Genomic DNA, 7,037 nt, shown 5'->3' on the forward strand with positions numbered 1-7,037 from the left:
ATATTCCGTATCGTTATACATAGGATAGAACCCAACTGCATCAAAATCGTGTGAAATTTGTATCATAGTTGTATCATTTACTCATTTTTATCTGCATTCTCCACCCAGTCCGCCATTGTTTCAATGCCAACAGCAAATGCCGGCATATAATTTGCTCCAACATTTTTCCCATACCAGCTCTTTCTGACATTGGCTGAAGTATTCTTAAACTGGTATTTAATGATAGAATATAAATAATCAAAACCTATAATTTCAGAAAAATCTGCACCATAATACTGCTGGAAACCTTCCATCAGTATTGAATTCTGAGAATTCACATAATAGTAAAACTCTTCACTGCTTTCCTTCATTGAAGGATCTTCCGTTTCAGCCTCCACGCTTGATGCAATATCTTCCGTTGCACTTTCCGTAACACTTACATCATTTTGGCTATTTTTTATCCATATTTCATTCATTGCCATCTGCGACTGAAGAATATCATACTCTTTATGAAGGATGTCACATGAAATACCTGCACTATAAATCTTGTAATCATATGCATCTACACAAAATTCAAAGTCAAAAGTCGTAAAGTCACTAAACCTCATATACCAGAACAGCACGTTGTCATTTGGATTCAGTGTAGAGGATTCGTTTTTCACACTGTAAAGGGAAGCATCCACAAAGTAATCCACATAGGGGTACTGCTCCACCATCCAGAAAACACCTGCTTTCTGCAGCCCAATTACCTCTTTTGCCAGACCCTCAATTAATTTTTTGTCACTGACCACATTATCTTTCGTCTGACGGACCGGCCTGAATTTTGTGTTTTCTCTGACCGGCTGCATCAAAACCTCCAGTTTACTCTCTAAGGATGTATTATAATCGTAAGACAGGGAAACCTTCTCTCTATCCACAATGGTAACATTATTCAGATATTTATTGTCATGTATCTTGCTGTAATACTGGGGGAAAAAGACAGCCATTGCAATTAATCCACCTACAAAGACTGAACTCAGGGTATACATTCCTATTTTTTTCCAATTCATCTGCCCGCTCCCCCTTCCGGGAAGGAAATCCAGATCGTCGTTCCCTCTCCTTCTTTACTTCGGATACGCCATTTGGCATCATGGATCTCCACAATTTTACTGCAAAGTGTCATTCCAAGACCCGCCCCTCCTTCTTTTCTGGCTCTGGACTTGTCCACCATATAAAATGCCTCTGTGATTTTACTGAGCTCTTCCTCTGGTATACCACAGCCATTGTCCTTTACCATAATTTCATAATCATCCTGGTTTCTCTTTCCCGTAATCCAGATGTCACCCTGTTCGTAAGACGCCTTTCTGGCATTATCGATCAGGTTCACCAGCAGGGACACCAATAGATCCTTTTCTCCAATAATAACGCCTTCTTCCGCCTTCATATGCAGCGTAATCTGTTTCACTTCCAGAGATGCACTTACTGTCTGTACCACATTTTTCATAAACGCCTCTGCCTGAATCGGCGTCAGTTCATATTCATGCTTCTTCGTTACAATTAATTCCAGCAGCTTTAGGGAAAGGCTTTCCAGACGCTTTCCCTGGGAATAGATGTAGTTGGATGCTTCCATTATTTCTTCTTTATCCAGATCCATTGTCCGCAGCATATCTGCATATCCTATGATGGATGTAAGCGGCGTCTTCAGTTCATGGGCAAAGGAGGCCGTAAAATCTTCCTGCCGCCTGGCTGCCTGCGCCAGCTCTCCCATTTTCTGACACAGATTTTCCGCCATATCATTAAAGTCCTGGGACAGCTCTCCGATCTCATCCTCGCTCACGCGTTTTGCCCTTATCTGATAATCTCCCCTGGAAAACTTCCTGGTTACCTTCGAAAGGGTAACTACTGACCGGGTCAGATAATTGGAAAGCATCAGGGTTACAAAACCGGTCCCCACTAAAAGCACGACAATCCCAATCTGGTAACGTTGAAACAGCTGTTCACGCTCTGAATATATGTAGGAAATATCCATGATATTCTCCAGATAAAATATGCTCTCCTTACTTTCGCTTTTACACATTACGATCAGATAATAGCCTTCATTTTCATTTACTATTTCATATCCGTAATTATTATCCTGAAGTCTTGAGATAAAGTCAGTATCTGTCTTTATGTTTGCGTCACTGAACAGCACTTTTCTCTGCTTGTCATAGACTCTGATATAGCTGTTGCTTCCTCCTACACTTTTCTTCAGTGAATTGGCGATATCCTTAATCACTTTATCATCTATAACCAGATATTCTTCTCCTAATGAATTTACGGACATTTCAAATGCAAACTGGAACATTTTATTTTCGGAATTCCCACGTTCAATCTCCCGGTCCAGGGATGACTGAAATGTGGCGGTCACTATCCAAATGCCAAAAATGCTGAATACGACTGCAATCAATGCCGTAAAAATAAAGAAAATCTTCCAGCGAAATTTCATTTAAACCTCCAGTCTGTATCCCACTTTATATACGGCAACTATATAGGTCTCCCAGTTCAGCTTCTTTCGCAGCCTTTGTACATGCAAATCCACAGTCCTGCTGTCTCCCAGATAACTGCTTCCCCATACATTTTCATAGATCGTCTCCCGGTAAAGGGCTATATTCTTATTGCGTACAAATAGAAGCAGCAATTCAAATTCTTTCAAAGTCAGCAGCACTTGCTCACCTTTTTGTCTGACAATCCTGGAAGAAACATCTATCTCAATGTCCAGAATACGGATTACCTTTTCCGCTTTATTATATCGTCTCAGGGCACTTTCCACCCTGGCAAGCAGCTCTATAATTTCAAATGGCTTGGTGATATAGTCATCTGCTCCCTGGCGAAGCCCCTTCACTTTATTATCCAGAGATCCCATAGCCGTTATAAAAATAACGGGAAGATTCAGGGTCTTGGCATACTCCAGTAATTCATATCCATTAATCTTTGGCAGCATGATATCCAGAAGTACCAGATCATAATTTCCTTCTGCCATCTTATCCGCAGCATCTAAACCATCAAATGAGCACTCACACTGATATCCTGCTTTCACAAGATTCATGCGGATTAAATTAGAAATCGGCTCTTCATCTTCAACAACCAGTATTTTTATCATTTTTTCTCCCCCGTTTGTAATTGCTTCATTGTTCTTTTTCTATTTTGCGCCAAAGTTGCATCATTTTTGTATCATGTATGATGCATTTCTTCTATTTTTCGTATTTTTTAACTGTCAGTTCCAGTATATATGAAAAAAGTCGAAAAAACAAACTGATAATTATGGCAGCCCTATCCATAAAAGCCGGAAAGAACAAGATTCTTAAACCTGGCATTTTAGGATGGACTTATTTTTTATCCTATGCTACACTAGAGTATATCTTATATTTGCTTTCTGGCACCTGTGCGTCACAGTTTGTGGGAGATTTGTTCCGGATGAAGGGCGCGTAGCGGGCTACGTAACCTGAATTCGGGGCAAATATGCCGCAAAGTGGGGCGTGCAGATGGCAGGAATGAATTTTCAAACACGCTCTAGGATTATCATTTCATATAAAGGGGGTTTTCTTATGGGAAGCATAGGAGGAAAAGCCGGAAACGGCATATACTATTTATTTATAGGTCAGATATTGGGATTACTGGGCTTTATCCCGATTTTGGGAATCGTAGCGGTACTGGCAAGCTTTATCATCTGCCTGTACGCAATTTATATCCTATCCGGGGTCAGCGAGGACTATAAGACAGCCTTTTTTATCACAATTATAAATCTTGCTGTTAATATTATTGGTATGTTTTTCAATCATGGCATTATTTCAGGCATGTTGAGCATGGCGAACACCATCTTATCATTCCTATCCGTATTTTATATCTGTAAAGCCACCGCCGGTATTTTGTGGGGCGTAGACCAGACACTGGTAAGCCGTGCAGGGCTGATCTGGAAATTATATGGATTATGTATGGTCGTTATGCTGATCTGCGAGCTGCTGATGTATATTCCAATTATTAATATTTTAGCATCTATTGTAACATTTATAATTGCAATTATTCAGTTGGTTGCCGGTATTTTGTATCTGATGTTCCTCTGGCAGAGTCAGAAAGTCTTGAGACGATAAAAACAGGTCGGATTTCTTTCATAGAAATCCGACCTGTTTTACTTTGTTTTATTTAGTTTTTTAGCTCTCTTTTCGTCTGCCTTCTTCCAGCCTTCGTCATAGAACAGGGTATATTCTTCCCAGGCATCATCCCAGCTCTTGTATTCTTCGTCACCACGTTTATCCTTAAAATCATAATTTTCTGCAAGATACTTCCCCAGGTAAGCAGTCAGTTTTCTGGCTCCTTTGGAATTCAGATGATTTGTATCACAAAAATCTGAGGTAAAATCAATACCCAACTCCCGGTACATCTCTTCCGTATTGAAATTGATGCCTGGAAAACCATTCTCTTCTGCAATCTGAAATGCCCGGTTAATGTGTTCCTGGTCTCCACTCCCAATACGTGTGGGAACAGCTGTAAATAAAAGCTGAATATCATTTTCTTTGGCATAATTCATAATGTCAGTCAGAATCTTTAACTGTGTCTCACTCAGTTCCCCTATACTATTCGTAATAGTCGGTCCTTCTTTATCCCTGATCTTAAAAGCGGTCTGTTCATATACACCTTTCATCTTGGTAACCGGCTTTACAAAGTCTGTTTCACTCAATTCTTCCCACCTGGAATGATATTTCAAAAACGGAATAAAATGGGATATTTTATCATCTAAATCCGTTTCATCCTTTCGGTAATTCTCTGCAAATTCAAATGCATTATTGATGGCATCAAATCTATTTTCGGAAAACTGCATACTATCTGTCAGACGCCTCACTTTATAGTCCCGCTCAATTAATTTACTCTCTCTAATTCCTCTAAGATCTATGATCGCAAGTTTTACATTCTGCTTCTTTTTTACTTCTTTTAAAACATTAACAGTCAAATTCATAGGCTGAAGATCAGTCGACATGGAATAAACCGCAATCCCATGTTCATGCCAGGCAAGAGGTGCCACCCATGCTCGTTCAACAACACTGTTGCCTATGTAAACCGCATCCCATGTATTTTCTTTTTCTTCCTTATAAAATGCACGGTAACGTGCGGTAGTCCCATCAGCAGCCGGATGTACAAAAAGGCTGTTTAATCCCCATAATATTCCGACCAGAAGCACAAAAAACACTGCTGTACGAAATGCTTGTTTCTTCGTCATACTTATGTTCTCCAATTCATAAAAGCAAATATCATCCACAACTCATTCCCTGTTATAAAGTAGATCAAATAATGGTAATACTTTTAAGAGAATATCATAATTTACGTTACTTTGCAATATTTTCCGTCAAAAATGGCAGTTGCAAGCATTTCAGCTTACAACTGCCATTATAATATTTCACCTAATTTTTTACTATGCTGCTATAGCACCCGGAACCAATGTTTCCGCTACTGCCAGATCACTGTAACAGATTATTTCCACCGTCTTTTCAATTCCCAGACTTACCAGACCCATAATTGACTTGCCATCAACCAGTACATGATCGTATTTTACATCAATATTATAATCGCATTTCTCAGCGCGGTCTACAAATGCAAGTATGTCCTCCACGGAGGAGAATGTACAGGTGAACCGTTTCATAGAAATTCCTCCTTTCTAATCCTTATTTCTAAAATTTTAGTTTGTCTGCCTCTTTATTTTGATAGCTATAGTATAATACTCTTTGGATCAAAAAAGAATAGAAAAATCTTCTGAAAACGTGTAATTTTTTACGATCTTTTCCTCTACAGTTCGAATTTCTAATTTAACTGAATAAAAAATACATAGCAATTACAACAACTGCTGTAATAAAGCCCGAACCGATTACATTGAAAATAGTTTGGTAAGGTCTTTTACCTGACTCCCGATTTTTTTCAATTTCATCCAGTCTTCTGCCTTCTGCAAAAGCTGCAATTTTTTTATAAGTTTGAATGTCATGGGTTGCCTTCTGCTTTTCAATACGAATTGCATAACACATGTTAATGACAAACAAAATTATCCAGATTGCAATTCCAACAAAATCTAAATAAAGAAATAATGGAATGACCGATACTTTTTACATCCTTATTTTTAAACAAAAAAAGACCGGAAACCCCATATAACATAAGGTTTCCGGCGCCCCTGCCAAGGAATCGAAGCGACGGGATTCGAACCCACGACCTCTGCGTCCCGAACGCAGCGCTCTACCAAACTGAGCCACGCTTCGCTATTCAGCTTTATCATTATAGCATTGGATCGCTATAAAATCAAGTATTAATTTATAAACTTTTACATTTTTTTCAATTTATTTTTTATATCATTTTAGACTTTTTTTTCAGGTACCGTACCACGCTTTCTAATATGTAAGTGCCGAATTTAGGCTTGATACCTTCTGGTCTAATCACACAGAGGCAGGATTGAAATTCTTACAAAAGTATCGAATTCTGTACCCTGCCCCGTGTATTTCCGGAAGTGGTGACGTTTCTATATCACTTCCTCTACTAGAGCGTGTTTGAAAATTGCTTTCTGACAGATGTGCGTCACAGTTTGTGGTAGATTTGTCCCGGATGAAGGGCGCGTAGCGGGACCTGAATTCGGGGCAAATATGCCGCAAAGTGGGGCGTGCAGATGGCAGGAATGAATTTTATAACACGCTCTAGAGCGTGTTTTAAAATTAAAAGTTGCACAAAACAAATGTTTTGCATCCCCGTTTTATGGTAAAATAAAGAAAAAGGGGTGTTTTATATGTTGAGACGATATGAATTAACAGATGATGAATGGAATCATATAGTAACTTTACTTCCTCCTGAAAACACAGGAAAACCAGGTCGTCCCTCAAAAGAAAACCGTACCATGCTTAATGCAATGATTTGGCTGGCGCGAAGCGGAGCCCCATGGCGTGATCTTCCTGAGCGTTATGGGCCATGGGAAAGTGTATACAGCCGTTTTCGTAAGTGGATTGATGCTGGCGTACTGGATAATATTTTTCGCGTTCTAAGCCTTGAAGCCGCATTGGAAGAACTTTCGTTAG

Annotated in this window: 9 protein-coding genes, 1 tRNA gene and 2 pseudogenes; 3 read left to right on the forward strand and 9 right to left on the reverse strand. The window is 39.4% G+C overall.

Going from position 1 to position 7,037, the window contains the following annotated elements; genetic code table 11:
• Positions 1-77: 77 nt before the first annotated feature.
• The 4 genes and pseudogenes from RHS_RS25915 to RHS_RS32025 all read right to left on the reverse strand — a co-directional run.
• Complete coding sequence (locus tag RHS_RS25915; protein ID WP_027295762.1) at positions 78-1,028, reverse strand: hypothetical protein; 951 nt, start codon at positions 1,026-1,028, stop codon at positions 78-80.
• Positions 1,025-2,443: an ATP-binding protein gene (locus tag RHS_RS25920; RefSeq protein WP_027295761.1), complete on the reverse strand. Its 1,419-nt coding sequence runs from the start codon at positions 2,441-2,443 to the stop codon at positions 1,025-1,027. Before RHS_RS25920 ends, RHS_RS25915 begins: the two co-directional genes overlap by 4 nt.
• Positions 2,444-3,097, reverse strand: a complete 654-nt coding sequence (locus RHS_RS25925) for a response regulator transcription factor (RefSeq protein WP_027295760.1) — start codon at positions 3,095-3,097, stop codon at positions 2,444-2,446.
• 238 nt (positions 3,098-3,335) lie between these two features.
• Positions 3,336-3,440 (reverse strand): annotated as a pseudogene (locus RHS_RS32025) (DUF6783 domain-containing protein); the annotation flags it as partial.
• A 102-nt stretch (positions 3,441-3,542) separates the two neighbouring features.
• On the opposite strand from RHS_RS32025, the gene RHS_RS25930 reads away from it, so the two are divergent.
• A complete protein-coding gene (locus RHS_RS25930) occupies positions 3,543-4,085 on the forward strand; it encodes a hypothetical protein (protein ID WP_027295759.1) in 543 nt (180 codons plus the stop codon).
• A 38-nt stretch (positions 4,086-4,123) separates the two neighbouring features.
• Here RHS_RS25930 and RHS_RS25935 read toward each other — a convergent pair whose 3' ends face one another.
• From RHS_RS25935 to RHS_RS32030, 5 genes and pseudogenes are all read right to left on the reverse strand, one after another.
• Positions 4,124-5,209: a hypothetical protein gene (locus RHS_RS25935; protein ID WP_047834802.1), complete on the reverse strand. Its 1,086-nt coding sequence runs from the start codon at positions 5,207-5,209 to the stop codon at positions 4,124-4,126.
• Between the two features lie 192 nt (positions 5,210-5,401).
• A complete protein-coding gene (locus RHS_RS25940; protein WP_027295757.1) occupies positions 5,402-5,629 on the reverse strand; it encodes an HPr family phosphocarrier protein in 228 nt (75 codons plus the stop codon).
• A 163-nt stretch (positions 5,630-5,792) separates the two neighbouring features.
• Positions 5,793-6,020 (reverse strand): hypothetical protein, encoded by a 228-nt coding sequence (locus tag RHS_RS25945; protein ID WP_395023547.1) that lies wholly within the window; start codon positions 6,018-6,020, stop codon positions 5,793-5,795.
• A gap of 139 nt (positions 6,021-6,159) precedes the next feature.
• Positions 6,160-6,233: transfer RNA gene (locus tag RHS_RS25950), tRNA-Pro, on the reverse strand.
• A 174-nt stretch (positions 6,234-6,407) separates the two neighbouring features.
• Positions 6,408-6,551 (reverse strand): annotated as a pseudogene (locus RHS_RS32030) (hypothetical protein); the annotation flags it as partial.
• 83 nt (positions 6,552-6,634) lie between these two features.
• Between RHS_RS32030 and RHS_RS32035 the strand changes: the two are divergent.
• Positions 6,635-6,727, forward strand: coding sequence for a hypothetical protein (locus RHS_RS32035; RefSeq protein ID WP_395023548.1), 93 nt, complete (start codon positions 6,635-6,637; stop codon positions 6,725-6,727).
• A gap of 24 nt (positions 6,728-6,751) precedes the next feature.
• The coding region (locus RHS_RS25955; protein ID WP_047834803.1) for a transposase at positions 6,752-7,037 on the forward strand (286 nt) is incomplete at its 3' end.

The organism is Robinsoniella sp. RHS, assembly GCF_001029355.1.
Taxonomy (GTDB): domain Bacteria; phylum Bacillota; class Clostridia; order Lachnospirales; family Lachnospiraceae; genus Robinsoniella; species Robinsoniella peoriensis.